The organism is Lysobacter sp. DMC97, from assembly GCF_056313745.1.
Map to the genome: position 1 here is coordinate 113,737 of NZ_JBQUZR010000005.1, position 23,224 is coordinate 136,960.

General features: G+C 72.4%; 1 protein-coding gene. It reads right to left on the reverse strand.

Features of this window, described 5'->3' with window-relative positions; all coding sequences use genetic code 11:
* Positions 1-23,223 carry a non-ribosomal peptide synthase/polyketide synthase gene (locus ACT53Q_RS12285; RefSeq protein WP_476186940.1) on the reverse strand — a complete coding sequence of 7,741 codons (23,223 nt, stop codon included), beginning with the start codon at positions 23,221-23,223 and terminating at the stop codon, positions 1-3.
* Position 23,224: the final 1 nt, after the last annotated feature.

Here is a 23,224-nt window from a genome sequence, read left to right on the forward strand (position 1 = left end):
TCAGTCGAAAAGGTTGTCCAGCTCGTCCTGCGACAGGTGCAGGAGGTCCATGTCGGCCGCGTCGAGGCGGGTGTTGTCCGGGTCGGCGGCGTGTTCGGCGACGCGCTGCAGTTCCTCGCCCAGCAGCGCGCCGAAGCCGGCGATGTCGCCCGCGTCGAAGCGCCCCTGCGCGTAGGACAGATGCAGTTGCAGGACGCCGTCCTCGATCCGCGTGGTCAGCGTCAGCGCGTGCGTGCGCCGGTTCGGCGCCGCCATCAGCGTGCCCACCGGTTCCGGCGCCGGGCCGAGCGCGGCTTCGCCCTCGCCCGTCGCACTGTTGTGCTGGCCGAGGTGGTTGAAGCACAGCAGCGGCGTCGGCGCACTAGCGATGACCGGATCGGCGGCGAGATGGCGCAGCGCGCCCCAGCCGAGGCCGCGGTTCGGCACGTCGCGCAGCGCGGTCTTCACCTGCGCGAGGTCGTCGCCGGTGTCGCCGTTCGCGGGCAACGCCAGCGCCACCGGATACAGCGCGGTGAACCAGCCGACCGTGCGCGAGAGATCGAGGCCTTCGAAGCCCGGCAGGTCGGTTTCGCGACCGTGGCCTTCGATGTCGACCACCAGCGCATCGGCGCCGCGCCAGCGCCGCAGCGCCCGCATCAGGCCGGTGAGCAGCAGCGCCTGCACCTGCGTGCCGCGCTGCTGGCGCGACGCGTCCTGCAGGGTGGCGGTGGTGTCGGCCGACAGCGTGCCGTGCCACTCGACTGCATCGCCCGATGTCGCCGGGTCGAGTTCGGTCGCGGTGAACGGCTTCGGCTGCGCGGCGGCGATCGCGGTGCGACGCCAGTGCTCGCGGTCGGCATCCCAATGCCCGGCTTCGGCCAGTTCGACCAGCCGCGCGGCCCACGCCTGGTAAGACGTCGTGCGCGACGGCAGCGTCACCGGCGCACCGGACTGCAACTGCGCGTAGGCCGTCGCGAGGTCCTGCAGCAGGATCGGCCACGACACGGCGTCGATCGCGAGGTGGTGCACGACCACCAGCAGGCGCTCGCTGCCGTCGGGCAGGCGGAACAGGCCGACGCGCATCAGCGGACCGTCGAGGTCTTCGGCCGACTGGATGCGTTCGATGCCCTGCGCCAGCGCGGCCGCGGCGTCGGCGTGCGCCGACAGGTCCACGACCTCGAAGGCGACCGGCGCCCCCGGCGGTGCGTTGTACTGCGCCCAGCGTCCGCCCTCGGCGCGATAGCCCAGGCGCAGCGCGTCGTGGTGTTCGAGCAGCGCCTGCAGCGCCTCGCGCAGGACGTCCGCATCGAACGCGCCGGCGTGCGCCAGCAGCACCGCGTGGTTCCAGTGGCCGGGCACGGCGAAGCCGTGGCCGAAGAACCAGTGCTGGATCGGCGTGAGCGCGACGTCGCCGCTGACCGGCTGCGCCGGATCGGCACCGCCGCGACGCTCCAGGTGCGGCGCGAGTTCGGCGATGGTCTGGTGCAGGAACAGCAGGCGCGGGCTGGCGTGCCAGCCCTGGTCGTGCAGGCGCGCGACGATCTGCAGGCTGAGGATGGAGTCGCCGCCGAGATCGAAGAAGTTGTCGTCGATCCCGACCCCGGCCTTGCCCAGCGCCGACTGCCACGCCTGCACCAACGCGCGCTCGGCGTCGTTGCGGGCCTCCGCCAGCGGGCGATCGCGCGCGGGTGTGGCGTCGTCCGGCGCGGGCAGCGCGTTGCGATCGACCTTGCCGTTGCGGGTCATCGGCAGCCGTTCGAGCGACACCACGCGCGTCGGCACGAGGTAATCGGGCAGCGACGCGCGCAGGAACTCGCGCACGGCGTCGGCCGACAGCGGCGGCTCGGCCGCGACGTAGGCCACGAGCTGGCGTTCGCCCTGCTCGCCGCTGCGGCGCGCGAGCACCGCGGTTTCGCGCACGGCCGGATGCCGCGCGAGCACGGCCTCGATCTCGCCGAGTTCGATGCGATGGCCGCGGACCTTCACCTGCCCGTCGGCGCGACCGATGAACTCGAGCGTGCCGTCCTCGCGCAGGCGCACGATGTCGCCGGTCGCGTACAGGCGTTCGCCCGGCTGGCGCGGATACGGATGCGGCACGAAACGTTCGGCGGTGAGGCCCGGACGTCCGAGGTAGCCGCGCGCGAGACCGGCGCCGCCGACGTACAGCTGGCCGGGCACGCCGACCGGCTGCGGCTGGCCGGCGTCGTCCAGCACATAGGCGCTGGAGCCATCCATCGGCCGACCGATCGGCACCGCGCCCGCCTGCACGTCGGCCATCGTCAGCGGATGCGTCGCGGAGAACGTGGTGTTCTCGGTCGGGCCGTAGCCGTTGATCAGGCGATTGCCCGGGCAGGCTTCGAGGAAGCGGCGCACCTGGCGCAGCGGCAGCGCATCGCCGCCAGCCAGCAGTTCGCGCACGCCGGCGAGGTCGCCGACACGGTGCTCGACCATCTGCTGGAACAGCGCCGCGGTGAGCCACAGCACCGACACCCGGTGCTTGCGCAACTGCTCGCCGATCGCTTCCAGCGACAGCGTGCCGCCCGGCGCGAGCACCAGCTGTGCGCCGTTGCACAGCGCGCCCCAGATCTCGAGCGTCGACGCGTCGAAGCCCAGCGGCGCGAGCTGCAGCACCGTGTCGGCTTCGCCAAGTTCGACGAAGTGCGGTTCGTGCACGAGGCGCGCGATGCCGCGATGCGTCACCACCACGCCCTTCGGCGTGCCGGTGGAGCCCGAGGTGTACATCACGTACGCCGCCTGCCCCGGCAGTGCGTCGTGGCCGTGCGCGAAAGCGGAGGCTTCCACGGTCTCGGCGCAGCGGCCGTCGTCGTGCAGCTCCAGCACCTGGCGCAGCGACGGCACCTGCTCGGCCAGCGCATAGGCCTGCGCCGCGTGCGCATGCACGGTGAGCATGCACGGCGCAGCGGTGTCGCCGAGGATCAGTTCCAGACGCGCGGCCGGGTAGTCGGGATCCAGCGGCACGTAGGTCGCACCGGCCTTCAGCACCCCGAGCATCGCCACGATCGCGGCGATCGAACGGTCCATCAGCAGCGCGACGCAGGTCTCGCGACGCACGCCGCGGCTGCGCAGCTGCGCGGCCAGGCGATCGGCGCGGGCGTCGAGATCGCCGCGGGTCACGACGACATCGCCGTCGATCACCGCGATGCGGTCCGGATCGCGGGCGACCGCCGCCTCGACCAGCCGGTGCACGCCGCCCAGCGGCGGTTCGCGATCGGCGCGCGCGTTGAACTCGCCGACCCACCGCCGGTATTCGTCGGCGCCGAGCAGGCCGACGCGATCGAGCGACCGCGCCGGATCGGCGACCGCCGCTTCCAGCAGGCGCTCGAACTGCGCGAGCATGCGGTCGATGCGCGAGGCATCGAACAGATCGGTGCTGTATTCCAGCTGCACCAGCAGGGTGTCGTCGACTTCAGTGACGAACATCGACAGGTCGAACTTCGCGAACGGCGGTGCCTCCGACAGCGCCTGCGTGGCATAGCCGGCGAAACCGCTGCCGTCGGCCGCGCGCTCCACTTCGTTCTGCAGGGTGAAGAAGACGTTGAACAGCGGATGCCGGCCCATCTGGCGCGGCGGGTTCAGGTCTTCCACCAGCATGTCGAACGGATAGTCGGCATGCGACCACGCGCCGAGCGCCGTTTCGCGCACGCGACCGAGCAGGTCGGCGAAGCCCGACGCCCCGTCCACCTGCGTGCGCAGCACCAGCGTGTTGACGAAGAAGCCGACCACCGCTTCCAGCGCCGGATCGCGGCGGCCGGCGATGGGCGTGCCGACCACGATGTCCGCCTGCCCGCCCAGACGCGCCAGCAGCGCCTTGTACGCGGCCAGCAGCGCCATGAACAGCGTGGCGTTGTGCGCACGCGCGAGCTGGCGCAGCGCGGTCGCCAGCGCCGGCGGCAGACGCCGGCCACGGGTGTCGCCGCGATAGCTCAGCACCGGCGGACGCGCGCGATCGGCGGGCAGCTCCAGCGGCGTCAGTTCGCCGCCCAGCTGCGTGCACCAGTAGTCGCGCTGGCGCTGCAGGGCTTCGCCTTCGAGCAGCGCGTTCTGCCACTGCGCGACCTCGATGTACTTCAGCGGCACCGCGGTCGGCAGCGGCGTGCCGGCGAGCAGCGCACTCAGTTCGCCCACCAGCGCGTTCATCGACCAGCCGTCGGCGACGATGTGGTGCATCGTCACCATGAGTGCATCGCGGCCGTCCGGCAGCTTCGCGACCAGACCGCGCAGCAGCGGCCCGCGCGCGAGGTCGAACGGCGCCTCGGCCTCGCGACGCGCGAGTTCGCGCGCCTGCGCCAGCGCCTGGTCGGCCGGCAGCGACGTGAGGTCGACCACGGGCAGGTCGGCCGTCGCCTGCGGCAGCACGCGCTGGCGCGGGTGACCGTCGACTTCGCGGAACACCGTGCGCAGCGCGGCATGGCGATCGAGCAGTGTCTGCAGCGCGGCGCGCAGCGTGTCGGTGTCGATGCGGCCGTCCAGCAGCATCGCCGCGGGCAGGTTGTAGAACGGATTGCCGGGCTCCATGCGGGTGAGGAACCACAGCCGGCGCTGCGCGTGCGACAGCGGGCGCTCCTCGCCGTCGGGCACGCGCGGCAGGCTGCCGGCGTCGAAACGCACGGCGTCGCCGCGGGCGGTGCCGATGGCGCGCGCGAGCGCGGCCAGCGTCGGCGCCTCGAACACCTCGCGCAACGGCAGCTCCACGCCGAAGGCCTGGGTCACGCGCGCCGCCATGTGCATCGCCGCCAGCGAGTGGCCGCCGAGGTCGAAGAAGTTGTCGTCGACGCCGACCTGTTCACGACGCAGCACCTGCTGCCAGATCGCCGCCAGCAGGCGTTCGGGTTCGTCGCGCGGGGCGACGAAGGATGCGCCGGTGTCGACGTCGCCCGGCACCGGCAGGCGCGCGCGATCGATCTTGCCGTTGGCCGTGAGCGGCCACGCCTCCAGCACGATGACCTGCGCCGGCACCATGAACTCCGGCAGCGATGCGCGCAGCGCCTGGCGCAGATCGTTCGGCAGCGGCGCGGCGCCGTCCACGTCCGCGACGACGTAGCCGATGAGGCTGCGTTCGTCGGCAGTGCGGCCGTGCGCCAGCACCAGCGCCTCGCGGACGCCCGGCTGCGCGTGCAGCGCGGCTTCCACTTCGCCCAGCTCGACGCGGGCACCGCGGATCTTCACCTGGTGGTCGATGCGGCCGAGGAATTCCAGCTGACCGTCCGCGGTCCAGCGCACGAGGTCACCGGTGCGGTACATGCGCGCGCCGGCCGTTCCGGAGAATGGTTCGGGCACGAAGCGGTCGGCCGTGAGCCCCGCGCGTCCGGCGTAACCGCGCGCCAGGCCGATGCCGGCCACGCACAGTTCGCCCGGCACGCCGAGCGGCTGCGGCTGCAGCGCCGCGTCGACCACGTACAGGCGCATGCCGGCGATGGCGCGACCGATCGGCGGCGAAACGGACTCGTCGCCGCGGCAGCGGTACGCCGACGCGCAGACCGTGGTCTCGGTGGGACCGTAGGCGTTGAAGAACGCGCGTCCGCCCTGCGACCAGCGCTGTGCCATGCCCGGCGGGCAGGCCTCGCCGGCCACGATCAGCGTGCGCAGCGTCGGCAGGTCGTCGGGTGACAGCAGGTTGACCGCGACCGGCGGCAGCGTGGCCACGGTGACGCCGTGGTCGCGCAGCGTGCGGGTCAGCGGTGCGCCCGGGCGCAGGTCGTCGGTGGTGGCCAGGCACAGCGTCGCGCCGTTGGCCAGCGCCATCGCGGTTTCCCAGGTCGACGCGTCGAAGTTGATCGACGCGAACTGCAACACGCGATCCTGCGACGTGATGCCGAACAGCCGCTGCTGCGCCTGCGACAGGTTCGCCAGGCCCGCATGCGTGAGCAGCGTGCCCTTTGGCTTGCCGGTCGAACCCGACGTGTAGATCACGTAGGCCAGATCCTGCGGCGCGCTGCGGCGCTGCGGGTTGGCGTCGACGTGCGTGTCGGCGTGTGCTTCGATGGACGCGTCGTCCAGCCACAGCACGACCGTGCCGTCGGGCACCTGCGCCACCAGCGCGGCCTGCGCGCGACGCGCCAGCACCACGAGCGGACGCGCGTCTTCGAGCATGTACGCGATGCGTTCGGCCGGGTAGCCCGGATCCAGCGGCAGGTACGCCGCGCCGGCCTTGAGCACGGCCAGCATCGACGTGGGCACGTCGAAGCCGCGTTCCAGGCACAGCGCGACGCGGTCGTCCGTGCCGACGCCGAGCGCGACCAGCGCATGCGCAAGGCGATTCGCACGGGCGTTCAGCGTGCCGTAGTCGACGACGTCGCTGCCGAAGCGCAGCGCCGGATGCGCGGGATCGCACGCGGCGATGGCCTCGAAGCGCTCGACCACGTTCGGCACCGGCTGCGCGTCGGCGGCATCGTTCCAGTCGCGCAGCGTCAGTGCGCGTTCGTCGTCCGAAGACAGCGGCAGCGCGTCGATGGCGGTTTCGGGCGCGTGCAGCGCGGCGTCGAGCAGGCGCACGAAGCGCTGCCCCATGCGTTCGACGGTGTCGCGGCGGAACAGATCCGCGCTGTATTCCAGCTCCGAGAACAGCCCGTCGGCGTGCTCGCCGATCAGCAGCGAGAGGTCGAACTTCGACGTCGTGTGCTCGGTCTCGACGGCCGACAGGGTGATGCCCGGCAGTTCCAGCGCCTGCTGCGCGGTGTTGATGTAGTCAAAGCCGGCCTGGAACAGCGGCGAGCGACCGGGGTCGCGCACCGGCTGCAGTTCCTCGACCAGTCGCTCGAACGGCAGGTCCTGGTGCGCCTGCGCGCCGAAGCTGACCTCGCGCGCACGGCCCAGCAGCTCGCGGAAGCTCGGACGACCGGACAGGTCGATGCGCACCGGCAGCGTGTTGACGAAGAAGCCGACCAGCGGCTCGACCTCGGCCTGGCGACGGTTCGCCACCGGCGTGCCGATGACCAGATCGTCCTGCCCGGCATGGCGCGACAGCAGCACCGAGAACGCGGCGAACAGCACCATGTACGGCGTGCAGCCTTCGCGCTGCGCGAGGGCACGCAGCGCGGCGATGGTGTCGGACTCGAACGCGATCGCGACGTGGCCGCCGCGATGGCTCGGGCGCGGCGGGCGCGCGAAGTCGGTCGGCAGGTCCAGCACCGGCAGCGGCGCCTGCAGGGTCTCGCGCCAGTAGCCGAGCTGACGCTGCAGTTCGGGACCTTCCAGCCAGCGACGCTGCCACACCGCGAAGTCGGCGTACTGCACCGGCAGCGGCGGCAGCGGCGTTTCTTGGCCGGCGAGGAAGCCCGGATACAACGCGGCCATTTCCTTCACCAGCACGCCGATCGACCAGCCGTCGCCGATGATGTGGTGCATCGAGAACGCCAGCAGCGCCTCGCCATCGCCGGTGCGTACCAGCAGCGTGCGCAGCAGCGGACCGCGCGAGAGATCGAACGGTTCCAGCGCGAACGCTTCGGCCGCGGCGCGGGCCTGTGCCGGCGGCAGCGTCATGACGCGCAGTTCGGCCGGCGCCGCCGGCAGCACGCGCTGCACAGGCTGGTCGTCGCGTTCGCCGAAGCAGGTGCGCAGCACCTCGTGGCGGCGGACGATGGCATCGAGCGTGCGCTGCAAGGCGTCGACGTCCAGATGGCCGCGCACGTGCATGGCCAGCGGGATGTTGTAGACGCTGCTGCCCGGATCGAGGCGATCGAGGAACCACAGGCGCTGCTGCGCGAACGACATCGGCAGTTCGTCGCCGTCGCGCGGCACCGGCCGCATCGGCGGCGGCGCATCCGTGTCCGCACCATGCATCGTTTCCAGATGCTGGCAGAGCGCGGCGATGGTCGGCTGCTCGAACAGCGCGCGCAGCGGCACGTCGACGCCGAACGCCTTGTGCGCGCGCGCCGCGACCTGCGTCGCCAGCAGCGAATGGCCGCCGAGTTCGAAGAAGTTGTCGTGGATGCCGACGCGCGAGACGCCCAGCACCTCGGCCCAGATCGCGGCCATGCGCTGCTGGGTCTCGGTCTGCGGCGCTTCGTAGCGATCGGCCAGTTCGATGCGCTCGGTCGGCGGCGGCGGCAGCGCCTGGCGATCGAGCTTGCCGTTGCCCGTGAGCGGCAGGCGCGGCATCCACACGTAGGCCGACGGCACCATGTGCTCGGGCAGGTGCTGCTGCAGGTGTTCGCGCAGCAGCACCGGCAGGCGACGCCGCAGCAGGGCCTGCTGCGGGTGGCTGGCCCACGGCTGCGCGGGCGCGTCGTCGGGCAGCGCATGCAGCGCCGCGCGCAGCGACGCCATCGGCTGGTTCGCGGTCGCGAACACCACGCGGAAACGGCCATCAGCCGCGCCGTCGATCCAGCTCATCTCGAACTGCAGGCCGAATTTATCCGCCAGCGTGTGCAGCTCGTGCGGATCGACGACCGCCGGCAGCGCCGCGTCGAGCAGCGGCCGCAGTTCGGCGGCCGTGCGCCACGCCGCCGACGGCGGCTGGCGCAGCCACTGCGCGGTGAGCGCGTCGGCGGCCGTGCGCGCGTTGGGCACGTCGCGCAGCGCGAGCACGCCCTCGCCCGCCGCCAGCGCCTGCAGGCGTTCGCGCAGGCGCGCCGGCGTCCAGCCTTCGGCCTGCCAGTCGTGCCAGGCGAGCGTCGCAGGCGCGAGCGTATCGCCGCCCGCGCGCGTCAGCACGAGGTCGAACCGATAGCCGCTCAGTTCGTTGTGCGCGCGACCGTCGCGCGGCAACGCGGACACCGCGGCGAGCTCGAGGCCGAGTTCGCCCGCCCACGCATGCACCTGACGCGTCAGCGCGGCCGGATCGAGCAGCAGTTCGCCGTCGTGCGCGGCTTCGCTGTGCGCGGCATGGCGCAGCGCCGAGGCCGGCATCGCCGGCGTCGCGCGCTGCAGCGCGAGGCCCGCGGCGAACGCCGGCAGCAGCGGCAGGCTGCGCAGGTCGCCGAGGAACAGCGTGCCGCCCGGCGCGAGCCGGCGCAGCGCCACCGCGACCACGTGGCGGAAGTAGTCCGCGCTCGGGAAGTACTGCGCCACCGAGTTGAGGATCACGAGGTCGAAGTCCTGCGCGAGATCGTCGATCTCGTGCGCGGCGCGCTGCAGCAGTTCCACGCCCGGCAATGCCTCGCCGCGCGCGTCGAGCTGCCGGCGCACGTAGGCCAGCGACGTCGGCGAGAAGTCGGTGCCGAGGTAGCGCTCGCATTCCGGCGCCAGCCGCAGCAGCAGCATGCCGGTGCCGCTGCCGAGTTCCAGCACGCGGCGCGGACGCAGCGCGCGCAGGCGGGCGACGGTGCCGTCCACCCACTCGCGCATCTCGTCGGCGGGGATCGGCGAACCGTCGAGACGACAGGTCCAGCCGACGATGTTGAAGTCGCCGGCGTCAGCCATTTCGGCCGCATCGGTCGTTTCGGCTGCGGGCGCTTCGTCGTCGGCGTAGGTGTGTTCGAACACCGAGCGCCACTGCTGCAGTTGCTGCTGCAGGTCCGGCGCGCTGTCCTGCGCCGGTGCTTCGTCGGGACTGGCGACGTAGGCGACGAGGCGGCCGCCGGACGCATCCGGCTGCACCACCACGGCGGCTTCGTGCACCTGTTCGTGTTCGAGCAGCGCGGCCTCGATCTCGCCGAGTTCGATGCGGAAACCGCGCACCTTCACCTGCTGGTCGATGCGGCCGAGGTATTCCAGGCTGCCGTCGGGGCGCCAGCGCGCGAGGTCGCCGGAGCGGTACATGCGCTGGCCGGGTTGGGTCGCGAACGGATCGGGCACGAACCGTTCCGCGGTCAGGCCCGGACGCCGCAGGTAGCCGCGCGCCAGACCGGCGCCGGCCACGCACAGCTCGCCCGGCACGCCGATCGGCAGCGGACGCTGGTGCGCGTCGAGCACGTAGCAGCGCAGATCGTCGATCGCGCGGCCGATGGTGCCGAGCGACGCGCCTTCCTCGTGCAGCGCTTCGTAGGTGACATGCACCGTGGTCTCGGTGATGCCGTACATGTTCACGAGCAACGGCTTGCGATGGCCGTGGCGGCGGAACCACGGCGCGAGCGAGCCGACGTTCAGTGCTTCGCCGCCGAACACGACGTAGCGCAGCGCCAGCGCGTCGACACCGTCGTTCGCCTGTGCATCGGCCGCGACCAGTTGCTGGAACGCCGACGGCGTCTGGTTCAGCACGGTCACGCGCTGTTCGATCAGCAGGCGGCGGAAGGCGTCCGGCGAGCGCGACAGCAAGTACGGCACCACCACGAGGCGACCGCCGAACAGCAGCGGGCCCCAGATTTCCCAGACGGAGAAGTCGAACGCATACGAGTGGAACAGCGTCCACACGTCGCGATGATCGAAGTCGAACCCGCTGCGGGTCGCGTCGAACAGGCGCAGCACGTTGGCGTGCGTCACCGTCACGCCCTTGGGCTTGCCGGTGGAGCCGGAGGTGTAGATCACGTAGGCCGCATGCGCGGACGGCATGTCGAGCGGCAGCGCCGGCGCGTCGGCGGGCGCCGGCTGCGCGAGCAGCGCTTCGAGATCCAGCACCGGCACGTCGGTCAGCGCCTGCATGCGCTCGCGGAGCGCGGCGTGCGCGATCACGACGGCGGGGCGCGCGTCCTCGACGGTGTACGCGAGGCGTTCGGCCGGATACGCCGGATCCAGCGGCACGTAGGCGCCGCCGGCCTTCAGCACGCCGAGCACCGCCGCGACCATGTCGAGGCTGCGTTCGAGGCACAGCGCGACCGGGACTTCCGGACCGACGCCGTGCGTGCGCAGCAGGCGCGCGAGATGGTCGGACTGCGCGTCGAGTTCGGCGTAGGTCAGCGTGCGACCCTGGTCCCACACCGCCACAGCCTGCGGATGCGCCTGCGCGGCCTGGCTGAAGCGGCCGTGCAGCGTGCCGGCGACCGGCTCGACGGCGTACGCCGGACTGAATGTACGCAGCAGCGCGAGTTCGGCTTCGCCCGGCAGCGGCAGCGCGTCGAGCGCGGCCTGCGGCGTGGCGACGATGCCGTGCAGCAGCGTCAGCCACTGCGCCATCAGGCGCTCGATGCTGCCCTGGTCGAACAGGCGGGTGTCGTATTCGAAGTAGCTGCAGAGCTTGCCGTCGCGCTCGCGCACGTTGAGCGTGAGGTCGCAGCGCGCGTGGTGGACGTCGCCCGCGGCCGGGATGAAGTCGAGGCCGTCGGATTCGGTTTCGCCCAGGCCGAGCAGGCCTTCGTTCTCCAGCACGAACATCGCCTGGAACAGCGGCGACTGGCCGGACACGCGCTGCACGAACGGCTGCTCCAGCAGCGTCTCGAACGGCAGGTCCTGGTGCGCGAACGCTTCCAGCACCTCGCGCCGGGTCTGGCGCAGCAGCGATTCGAAGCTCTGCCCCGGCGCGAGCCGCGAGCGCAGCGCCAGCACGTTGACGAACATGCCGATCAGCGGTTCGACCTCGATGCGGCTGCGGTCCGCGGCCAGCGTGCCGACGCACAGGTCGTCCTGGCGGCAGACGCGATGCAGCAGTGCGTCGAACGCGGCCAGCATCGTCATGAACAGCGTGCTGCCGGTGCGGCGTGCCAGCGCCTGCAGCCCGTCGGACAGGGCGTCGGGCAGCGGGCATTCCAGCGTGTGGCCTTCCTGCGCCAGCGCGGCCGGGCGCGGACGGTCCGTCGGCAGGTTCAGCGCCTGCGGCACGTCGTGCAGCTTGTCGCGCCACCAGGCCAGCAGGCCCTGCAGCGACGCGCCCTGCAGGCGCTGGTGCTGCCACGCGGCGAAGTCGGCGTACTGCACCGGCAGCGGCGCCAGCGGCGACGGCTGGCCCTGGCGCGCGGCACGGTAGCCGGCGTCGAGTTCGCGCATCAGGATGCCGAGCGACCACGCGTCGTAGACGATGTGGTGCAGCGTCAGCAGCAGCGTGTGGCGATCGGCGGCACTACGCACCAGCGCGGCACGCAGCACCGGGCCGCGGGCAAGGTCGATCGGACGCTGCGCTTCCTCGGTGACGAGGCGCTGCAGCGCCGCTTCGGCGTCCGCCTGCGGCAGCGTCGACAGGTCGGTCAACGCCAGCGGCAGCGGCAGCGCTTCGTCCAGCGGCAGCACGTGCTGCATCGGCCGGCCGTCATCGTCCGGGAAGCGGCTGCGCAGCACTTCGTGGCGGCGCACCACCTCGGCCAGCGCGTGTTCGAACGCGGCGACGTCGAGATCGCCGTTCAACTGCAGAGCCAGCGACGCGCGATACGGCTGGCCGGCGCGATCGAGGAACCAGAACCGCTGCTGGAACAGCGACAGCGGCGCGGGCCCGTCGCGATGCAGCGCGACGACCGGCGGCGCGATGGCCGTCGCGTCGCCCTGCGCGAGCGCGGGTTCGAGCGCGGCGGACAGTTCGGCGATCGTCGGCGCCTCGAACAGCGTGCGCAGCGGCAGTTCCACCGCCAGTTCGGCGCGCAGGCGCGACACCACCTGCGCGGCGAGCAGCGAATGGCCGCCGCGTTCGAAGAAGTCGTCGTGCAGGCCGAGCGTGCCGATGGCCACGCCCAGCACGTCGGACCACACCGCGGCGACGATCTGCTGCAGCGGCGTGCTCGGGCGCGCGTCGGCGCCCGCGGCCTCGTCGGCCGGCGCCGGCAGCGCGGCGACGTCGAGCTTGCCGTTGCGGGTCAGCGGCAGCGCGTCGAGCACGACGATCTGCGCCGGCACCATGTACTCGGGCAGGCGTTCGCGCAGGTGCGCGCGCAGCAGCGGCGACAGTCCGTCGCGGGCGCCGTCGGGCGCACTGGCGTAGGCGACCAGCCGCGGCATGCCGTCGGGGCCGCGCGGCGCGATCACCGCGGCCGCGCCGACCAGCGGATGCGCCGCGAGCGCGGCCTCGATCTCGCCCGGCTCGATGCGGAAACCGCGGATCTTCAGCTGCGTGTCGTTGCGGCCGAGGTATTCGATGGTGCCGTCGGCGCGCTGGCGCACGCGATCGCCCGTGCGATACAGGCGCGCGCCGGGGCGCGCGGACCACGGATCGGGCAGGAAGCGTTCGGCGGTCATCGCCGGCTGGCCGAGATAGCCGAAGGCGACGCCGTCGCCGCCAACGTACAGCTCGCCGGGCACGCCCGGCGGCACGGGCTGGCCGAAGGCATCGAGGACGCGCGCGCTGCTGTCCTGCAGCGGGCGGCCGATCGGCACCGAGGACTGGCCCGGCGCGATCGCGTCGATCAGGTGCGTGGTGGAGAAGGTGGTGTTCTCGGTCGGGCCGTAACCGTTGACCAGTCGACCCGGACCCAGCACGTCGAGCGCGCGGGTGATGTGCGCGACCGACAGCGCTTCGCCGCCGGCCAGCAGGCGCGACAGACCGGACAGACGCGTCGCGTCGAGATCGACGATCGCGTTGAACAGCGACGACGTCAGCCAGGCGACGTCGATGCGCTGCTCGGCGATGAACGCCGCCAGGCGTTCGGGATCGCCGACCGCGTCATCCGTCGCGACCACGACTTCGGCGCCGCGCAGGAGTGCGTTCCAGATCTCGAAGGTGGAGGCGTCGAACGACAGCGTCGCCGCCTGCAGCACGCGCTGCTGCGGGCGGACTTCGAGTTCTCGCGTCTGCGCGGCGAGGCGCAGCACGTTGCGATGGCCGACCAGCACGCCCTTGGGACGGCCGGTGGAACCGGAGGTGTAGATCACGTGCGCCACGCCTTCGGCGAGCGCATGCGTCGGCGCATCGCCGGAGGCGGCCTGCGCCACACCCGCGGCTTCGACCTCCGCCAGCAGCCGCGCCGGCGGCGCGTCGTCCGGCAGCGTCGCCGCGCCGGTCAGCAGCACCTGCACCGCCGCGGTGTCCTGCAGCATCTGCTGCATGCGCGCCAGCGGCAGCGCCGGATCGAGATAGACGAACGACGCGCCCGACTGCAGCACACCGAGGTAGGCCAGCACGGTGTCGATCGAACGTGCACCGGCGACCGCCACGAACTGCCCGCAGGTCACACCGGACGCGCGCAGGCCGTGCGCGATCGCGCTGCTGCGATGCAGGGCATCGGCGTAAGTCAGCGTGATGCGGCCGTCGCTCAGCGCCGGCGACTGCGGCGTGCGCAGCGCCTGCACCACCCACGCCGCATCCAGCGTGCGCTGCGCCAGCGGTTCAGCGGCGGGGCCTTCGCCCGCGGCACGCCACGCGGCCAGGTCGACCGGCGCGACCAGTTCCGCCAGCGCGCGCTGCGGCGCGGCACCGGCCTGGTCGAGCACGCGCAGGTACAGGTCGAGCCACGCCTCGATGGTCGCGGCGTCGAACAGGTCGAGGCTGTATTCGAACTCGACGTGCATCGCGTCGCCGCCGTCGCGGACGGTGGCGCTGAGGTCGAAGCGCGCCTGCTCGTTGTCGAGCAGCGGCACGCCGCGCGCGTGCACGTCGCCCAGATCGACGACCGGCGGCTCGACGCCCTGGTTGCGCACGGCGAACATCACCTGGAACAGCGGCGTGCGCGACAGGTCGCGCTCGGGCTGCAACTGCTCGACCAGCTGGTCGAACGGATAGTCCTGGTGCGCGATGGCGCGCAGCACGTCGGCCTGCACCTGGCGCAGCCACGCATCGAAGCGCTGCGCCGGTTGCGGCCGGGTGCGCAGCACCAGCGTGTTGACGAAGAAGCCGACCACGCCCTCGACGTCGAGATGGTGGCGGTTGGCGATCGGCGTGCCCAGCACGATGTCGTTCGAGCCCGACAGGCGCGACAGCAGCACCTGGAACGCGGCCAGCAACGTCGCGTAGAGCGTGGCGTCGTGCGCCTTCGCCAGCGCGCGCAGCGCCTCGGCCTGTGCGTCGCCGACGCGGCGGGTCACGGTGGCGCCGCGACCGCTGCGGCGCGCGGGACGCGCACGATCGGCCGGCAGGTCCAGCGGCGGCGGCAGCTCGGCCAGCGCCTGCAGCCAGTAGCGCCGCTGCTCGCGCATGCCGTCGTGAAGGCGCGCGTTCTGCCACGCGGCCACGTCGATGTAGCGCACGACTGGCGCCGGCAGCGCCGGATCGCGGCCTTCGGCCAGCGCGCGATAGACCTGCGCCAGTTCGGCGGACAGCAGGTCCATCGACCAGCCGTCGGACACGATGTGATGCAGCACCAGCACCAGCATCGCGTGCCCGTCGTCCAGCCGCAGCAGGCGGCCGCGGCAGGGCAGATCGGTCGCAAGGTCGAACGGGCGCTGCGCTTCCGCGCGCGCGGCCGCGAGCAGCGCGTCGTCGCGCGTCGCAGCGTCGACACCGCTCAGGTCGTCGTGCGCGATCGGCCAGGTGCTGGCCGGCAGGATGCGCTGCATCGGTTCGCCGTCGACGGTCTCGAACACGGTGCGCAGCGCTTCGTGCCGCTGCAGCAGCGCATCGAGGCTGGCCTGCAGCACGTCGACACGCAGCGCGCCGTCCAGCGCCAGCGTGACCACCATGTGGTATTCGCTGCTCTCGGGATCCAGCTGCGCCAGCAGCCACATGCGCTGCTGCGCGTGGGAGAGCGCGTAGTGCGTGCGCTCGGGCAGGCGCGCGATGGCCTCGACACGACCCTGCGTGGCCTGCAGCGTCTGCAGGCGTTCGCACAGCCCGGCGACGGTCGGATGCTCGAACAGCAGGCGCAGCGGCATCTCGACGCCGAGGGCCTTCTGCACGCGCGACGCGACCTGGGTGGCGAGCAGCGAGTGCCCGCCGAGTTCGAAGAAGTTGTCCTTCGCACCGACGCGGGCGAGGCCCAGCACTTCGGCCCAGATGCCGGCCATGCGCTGCTGCGCCTCGTCCTGCGGCGCTTCGTACGCGACGGTCTGTTCGACGCGATACGCCGGCACCGGAGGCAGCGCCTTGCGGTCGAGCTTGCCGTTGCCGGTCAGCGGGAGTTTCGGCACCCACACGTAGGCCGACGGCACCATGTGCGACGGCAGTTCTTTCTGCAGGTGTTCGCGCAGGGTCTGCGGCAGCTCGCGGCGACGCTGCGCCTGCGGCGGCTGGCTCGACCACGGCCGCTCGCGGCCTTCCGGCGCGGGCGCATGCAGCGCACGGCGCTTCGCGGCGTCGATCGCGCCCGGCTTGGCGAACAGCACGCGCAGACGGCCGTCGGCGGCGCCCTGCGCCCAGCTCATCTCGAACGCGAGGCCGACGTCCTCCGCCAGCGTCTGCAGCGCATGCGGGTCAATGGCGGCGCGCGGATCGAGCTGCCCGAGTCGCGCGCGCAGTTCGCCGGCGGTACGCCAGCCGGTGAGTTCCTGCAGCCATTCCGCGACGTGCGCATCCGCGCTGACGCGCGCGTTCGGCACGCCTTCCAGCGCGAGCACGGCCTGCGGCGCGTCGTCCTGCGCCAGCGCCTGCAGCGCGTCGCGCAGGCGATCGACGGTCCAGCCGTCCTGCCACGACGCCCATGCCAGCGGCGCCGCTTCGGCGACGGCATCGGCCGCGTCCGACGCGGCCTTCTGCACCACGACGTCGTAGCGGTAGCCGCTGAGTTCGTTGTGCGCCTCGCCTTCGCGCGGCAGCACCTGCACGAGATCGACCGCGAGGCCGATGTCCTGCGCCCAGCGCCGGACCTGCCACACGATCGCGGCCGGATCGAGCAGCAGCTCGGCGTCCAGCGCTTCCTCGCTCTGCGCCGCGTGGCGCAGTTCGACCGCGGTGCTGCCGGCGCCGGCGCGCTGCAGCGACAGGCCGGCGGCGAACGCCGGCTCCACCGCGAGGTTGCGCAGGTCGCCGAGGAACAGGCGCCCGCCCGGCTGCAGGCGGCGCAGCGCCGCCTTCACCACGTCGCGGAAATACGCGGGGCTGGGGAAGTACTGCGCCACCGAGTTGAGGACGACGAGTTCGTAGTCCTGTTCGAGATCGTCGATCTGGTGCGCCGCGCGCTGCAGCAGGCGCACGTCGTTCAGGCCGCGGCGGCGCAGCTGCGTGCCGACGTAGCGCAGCGATTCCTGCGAGAAGTCGAGGCCGACATAGCGTTCGCAGCCGGGCGCCAGCCGCAGCAGCAGCATGCCGGTGCCGCTGCCGAGTTCGAGCACGCGGCCCGCGCCGATCGCCTGCAGGCGACGCACGGTGCCTTCCAGCCACTGCCGCATTTCCTCGGCGGGGATCGGCGTGCCGTCGACGCGCCGGGTCCAGCCGACGATGTTGAAGTCGCCGTCGTCGTCCGCGGTGGCATTCTGCGATTCGGCCGCCTCGGCGGCGTCGGATTCCTGGCCGTAGGCGTGTTCGAACACCGCCTGCCACTGTTCGAGCTGGGTGTCCGCTTCGCTCGGCGCATCGTCCTGCACCGTTTCCTGCGCACTGGCGACATAGGCCACGAGGCGGCCGCCGGACTCGTCCGGCTGCACCACCACCGCGGCCTCGCGCACCTGCTCGTGCGTGAGCAGCGCGGCCTCGATTTCGCCGAGTTCGATGCGGAAGCCGCGGACCTTGACCTGGTGGTCCATGCGGCCGAGGTATTCGAGGCTGCCGTCCGGCTTCCAGCGCGCGAGGTCGCCGGAGCGGTACATGCGCGCGCCGGGCACGTCACCGTGCGGATCGGGCACGAAACGGCTCGCGGTCAGGCCCGGTTTGCCGAGGTAGCCGCGCGCCAGACCGGCGCCGGACACGCACAGTTCGCCGGCCACGCCCATCGGCACCGGCTGCAGCGCGTCGTCGAGCACGTACACGCGCAGGTCGCCCAGCGCGCGGCCGATGCTGCCCAGCGAGGCCTGCTCGCCGCCCAGCGCTTCGTACGTCACGTGCACCGTGGTTTCGGTGATGCCGTACATGTTGATCAGCTGCGGACGCGTGCGGCCGTGGCGGTTCCACCACGGCGCCAGCGCGCCGACGTTCAGCGCTTCGCCGCCGAAGACGACATAGCGCAGCACGCCGTGCAGCGCGTCGTCGGTTTCCTCCGCGTCAGCCGCGACCAGCTGCTGGAACGCCGACGGCGTCTGGTTCAGCACGGTCACGCGCTGGTCGATCAGCAGGCGCCGGAACGCCTGCGGGCTGCGCGAGACCATGTACGGCACGACCACGAGCTTGCCGCCGTACAGCAGCGCGCCCCAGATTTCCCACACCGAGAAGTCGAAGGCGTAGGAGTGGAACAGCGTCCACGCGTCGTCGGGGCCGAAGTCGAAGCCTTCGCGCGTCACCTGCATCAGGCGCAGCACGTTGCCGTGCGTGACCACCACGCCCTTGGGCTTGCCGGTGGAACCGGAGGTGTAGATCACGTACGCGGCCTGCGCCGGGTCCATGCCCGCCACCGGCGTCCACGCGGCATCGGCCGCGGTGTCGGCCAGCAGGTCGGCCAGCGCCTGCACCGGCGTGTCGACCAGCGCCTGCAGGCGCTGCGTCTGCTCGCCGTCGGCGAGCACGACCAGCGGCCGCGCGTCCTCGACGGAGTAGACCAGGCGATCGTCGGGATACGCCGGATCCAGCGGCACGTACACGCCGCCGGCCTGCAGCACGCCGAGCACGGCCGCGACCAGGTCGGCGCTGCGGTCCATGCACAGCGCGACCGGCACTTCCGGGCCCACGCCGCGGGCGCGCAGCGCATTCGCGATGCGGCGCGAGCGGTCGCGCAACTCGGCATAGGTCCATTCGCCGCGCTCGTCCCACACCGCGACGCGGTCGGCGTGACGCTCGGCGATGGCCTCGAAATCGCCGTGCAGCGTGCCCGTGATCGCGGGCCATGTGCGCGCCGGGCTCAGCGCCACCATCGCCGCGGACTGCTCCGCGCTCAGCAGCGGCACTTCACTCAGCCGTAGCTGCGTATCGGCGGCGACCGCGGACACCACGTGGCGCAGCTGCGCGAACAGCGCGTCGATCTCGTCCTCGTCGAACAGGTCGGTCGCGTATTCCAGGTGCACCGACAGGCCGTCGCGATCCTCGGTGACGAACACCGACAGGTCGAACTTCGCGAAGTTGGTGACGTGGGTCCACGCCTTCGCCGCCATCCCGGCGAAGCGGGCGTCGCGCGCCAGCGCTTCGATCTCGTTCTGCACGGTCAGCAGCACGGTGAAGATCGGCTGGCGGCCGAGGTCGCGCGGCGGGTTGAGCTTCTCGACCAGCTGGTCGAACGGGTAATCCTGGTGCGCCCAGGCCGTCAGCGCGGTGTCGCGCACGCGGCCGAGCACGTCGCCGAAGCTGGGATCGCCGTCCAGCGACGTGCGCAGCGCCAGCGTGTTGACGAAGAAGCCGACCAGCTTCTCCAGCGCGGGATCGCGGCGGCCGGCGATCGGGGTGCCGACGATCAGGTCGGTCTCGCCGGTGATCCGGCACAGCAGCGTCTTGAACGCCGCCATCAGGGTGATGAACAGCGTCGCCTGGTGGCGGCGCGCGAGCTGGTGCAGCGCCGCGGTCTCGGCGGCGTCGAAGCGGCGGCGCAGGGTGCGGCCGCGATAGCTCTGCACGGCCGGGCGCACGCGGCGCGACGGCAGGTTCAGCTGCGGCAGCGTGCCGCCGAGCTGGTTGAGCCAGTAGTCCTGCTGGATGCGATGCGGTTCGCCGGCCAGCAGTTCGTTCTGCCACTGGGTGTAGTCGATGTAGCGCAGCGTCGGCGGACCGAGCACGTCAGCGCTGCCGGCCGCGTAGACGCGGCCCAGCTCGTCCATCATCACGCCCATCGACCAACCGTCGGCGACGATGTGGTGGACGGTCAGCAGCAGCAGGTCGCGGGTGCCCGGCAGGTGCACCACGGTGCAGCGTAGCAGCGGGCCGTTCTCCAGATCGAAGCCGGTGCGCGCTTCCGCGGCGGCCAGCGCTTCGGCATGCGCGCGCGCTTCCTCGGGCGACGCGGCGGCGAGATCGACCGTGCGCACCGGCACGTCGATGCCGGCCAGCACGCGCTGGTGCGACTGGCCGTCGTGATGCACGAACACCGTGCGCAGCGCGTCGTGGCGCTGCACCGCGGCGGCGAGCGCGCGCTCGAACGCGGGCAGGTCCAGCCGGCCTTCCAGCTCGATCGCCCACGGGATGTTGTAGAACGGGTTGTCCGGTTCCATCTGCGCGAGGAACCACAGCCGCTTCTGCGCGTGCGAGAGCGGGTGGTGCTCGCGCTCCGGCGCGGGACGGATCGACGCCGCGTCCACCGGGGCACCGACCGCGCGCAGGCGGCCGATCGCGAGGGCGAGGTCGGCCAGCGACACCGCGTCGAACAGCGTGCGCAGCGGCAGGTCGATCGCGAACACCTGGGTGACGCGGGTCGCGACCTGCATGGCCGCCAGCGAGTGGCCGCCGATGTCGAAGAAGTTGTCGCGGATGCCGACGCGCTCGACGCCCAGCACTTCACGCCAGATGTCGGCGAGCAGGCGCTCGGTGTCGTCGCGGGGCGCCTCGTGGTCGCCCTCCCCGGCCGCGGCGCCCTCGATCGCGGGCAGCGCGCGCCAGTCGATCTTGCCGGTCGGCGTCAGCGGCAGCGCCGGCAGCGTCGCCCACAGCGTGGGCACCATGAATTCGGGCAGTTCGTCGCGCAGCGCCTCGCGCAGTGCGGCACCGGTGGTCTGCGGATCGCGCGGCACCACGTAGGCGGCCAGGCGGCGATCGCCGGGCGTGTCCTCGCGACACAGCACGCGCACGTCGGCGACTTCGGGCAGCGCGCGCAGCGCGGCCTCGATCTCGCCCAGTTCGATGCGGAAGCCGCGGATCTTGACCTGGTGGTCGACGCGACCGACGAACTCGAGGCTGCCGTCCTCGCGCTGGCTGACGACGTCGCCGCTGCGGTACATGCGCGCGCCGGGCACGTCGAAGGGATCGGGCAGGAAGCGTTCGGCGCTCAGGCCGGGGCGGTTGAGATAACCGCGCGCCAGGCCGGCGCCGCCGATGTACAGCTCGCCCGGCACGCCCGGCGGCACCGGCTGCAGGCGCGCGTCGAGCACGTAGCAGCGGGTGTCGATGATCGGGCGGCCGATCGGGATGCCGCCTTCGCTGCCTTGCAGCGGATGGAAGGTGGCGAAGGTGGTGGTCTCGGTCGGGCCGTAGACATGCACCAGCCCGCCGGGACGCGCGTGCTGCAGCGCGCGCGCGACGTGCGCGGCGGACACCGCCTCGCCGCCGAACAGCACCTGGTGCACGTGCTCGAACAGCGCCGGCGCCATGTCGGCGACGTGGTTGAACAGCGCCGTGGTCAGGAACATCGTGTCGACGCGCTGCTCACGCACGAAGGCGAGCAGTTCGCTCGGCGCGAAGTTGCCCTGCGGCGCCACGACCACGCAGCCGCCCGCGGCCAGCGGCGCCCAGATCTCGAAGGTGGCGGCGTCGAAGGTGATGGTGGAGAACTGCAGGACGCGGCTGTCCGGACCGATCGCCGCGTAGTCGGGCGACTGCACCAGGCGCACGCAGCCGCGATGGGTGGCGACCACACCCTTGGGGCGACCGGTCGAGCCCGAGGTGAACACCACGTACGCGGCATGGTCCGGTCGCAGCGCCGCCACCGGCGCGGTGTCGGGCATGCCATCGAGGACGGCCGCGTCGTCGAGGCAGACGACCGCCACGTCGAGCGGCGGCAGCACGTCGCGCAAGGCGTCGAGCGTGAGCACCAGCGCCGGGCGCGCATCCTCGCACATCATCGCGAGGCGGCCGGCGGGGAATGTCGGGTCCAGCGGCACGTAGGCCGCACCGGCCTTCATCACCGCGAGGAAGGCGACGATGGCCTCCGCGCTGCGCGGCAGGCACACGCCGACCATGGTGTCCGGCGCGGCGCCGAGCGCCTGCAGCCGGTGCGCGAGGCGGTTCGCGCGCCGATCGAGTTCAGCGTGCGTCAACCGCAGGTCGGCCGTCTCGATCGCCGGCGCGTCCGGCATCTTCGCCGCCTGCGCGGCGAGCAGCGACACCAGCGTCCGGTCGGTCGCGGGCGTGGCGCGATCGGCGTTCCACTCCAGCAGCACCTTGCGGCGCTCCGCCGGCGACATCAGCGGCGCGTCGCCCAGCGGCGCGTCGGGATGCGCGACGAGACCGTCGACCAGTCGCTCGAACGCGCGCGCCAGCGTCTGCATGCGCGCGGCGCCGAAGCGGCCGGCGTCGTATTCGATGCCGGCGCTGACGCCGCCCGGGTATTCGCCGATCACCAGCGTGAGATCGAACTTCGCCGGCGGGTTTTCCAGGTCCAGCGGCCGCAGCTTCAGGCCCGGCAGGGTGATGTCCTGCAGGTCGGTGTTGATGTAGTCGAACGCGACCTGGAACAGCGGCGACTGGCCGCCGGAGCGGTCCGGCGCCAGCGTCTGCACGAGGCGCTCGAACGGCAGCTCCGCATGCGCGAGGCCGTCCTGCGTGGACTGGCGCAGGGTATTCAGCAACTGCACGAACGACGCGTCGCCATCGACCGCGCAGCGCAGCGCCAGCGTGTTGACGAACAGGCCGACGCAGCCGGACATGTCGGCGCGGTCACGACCGGCGACGGGCGCGCCGATCACCAGGTCGGTCTGGCCCGAGAAACGATGCAGCGCCACCGCCCACGCGGCCAGCAGCGCCACGAACAGGGTGCAGCGTTCACGGTGCGCGAGATCGCGCAGCGCCTGCAGGCGCGGGCCGTCGAGCGCGAGCGCGACGCGGCCGCCGGCATGATCGATCGCACCGGCCGGCGCGGGATCGGACGGCATCGCCAGCGGATCGGGCAGCGGCGACAGGTGCTGCGTCCAGTAGGCCAGCAGCGGCGCGATCGCCGCCTCGTCCAGCCGCTGGCGCTGCCACGCGGCGTAATCGGGATACTGCAGCGGCGCCTGCGCCGGCGGCACCGCGGGAATGCCGCCGGTGCGTTCGCCGTAGTGCATCGCGAACTCGCGCATCAGCACGCCCAGCGACCAGCCGTCGGCGACGATGTGGTGCAGCGACAGCACGAGGATCGCGTTCCGGTCGCTGTAGCGCACCAGCGCGGTGCGCAGCAGCGGCCCGGTTTCCAGATCGAACGGCGACAGCGCGATCCCTTCGGCCAGCGCGCGCGCGGCCTGCGCGGCGTCGGGACGATCACGCAGGTCGTGCAGCGCCCACGGCAGGCGCGCTTCGTCATGCACGCGCTGCGCCGGCTCGCCGCTGCCGGCGTCGATCGTGGTGCGCAGGGCGTCGTGCCGTTCCACCAGTTGCAGCAGGCTGTCGTGGATCGCCTGCGCGTCGACGTCGCCTTCCAGCTCCAGCATCAGCGGGATGTTGTAGAGGTTGCTGCCCGGGTCCAGGCGATCCAGGAACCACAGCCGCTGCTGCGCGAACGACAACGGCAACGGCGCCGAACGATCGGCGCGCGGGATGCCGTCGGCGACCAGGCCCTGGCCGCGCAACAGCTTCTGCAACAGCCGCTTGCGTGCGGTTTCGGCGGGACGGGGCGCTTGAATGGAAGGCAGGTCGCTCATG